1 pseudogene is annotated in these 360 nt (G+C 66.9%); it reads left to right on the top strand.

Annotated elements, in window-relative coordinates:
• Positions 1–360 (top strand): annotated as a pseudogene (locus LN996_RS23540) (HNH endonuclease); the annotation flags it as partial.

Here is a 360-nt window from a genome sequence, read left to right as displayed (position 1 = left end):
CTCCTCGACGGCCTCACCGGCGCCTGCAGCGTCGCGATGAGCGCCGGGAAACTGCCCTCCAACGGCGGACTCCGCCCCCAACTCACCGTCACCATCGACCACCGCGACCTCCTCGAACAACTCAACGGCACCGGCCACCACCAGCCCGGCACCAGGACACAAACCGGCACCGGCATAGGCACCGGCACCGCCACGTTCATAGGGACAGGCACAGGCACTGGCACCGATCGATTGAACACAGGCACCGCAACGTTCACCGGCCCAATGCACCCGAACACCATCCGCAAAATAGCCTGCGACGCCGACATCATCCCCGTCCTGCTCGGCAGCGACTCCCGCGTCCTGGACATCGGCCGCACC

The sequence above is a fragment of the Arthrobacter sp. AK01 genome (assembly GCF_021109375.1).
Lineage (GTDB): Bacteria > Actinomycetota > Actinomycetes > Actinomycetales > Micrococcaceae > Arthrobacter.
This window is presented reverse-complemented; position numbering and strand designations above follow the sequence as displayed.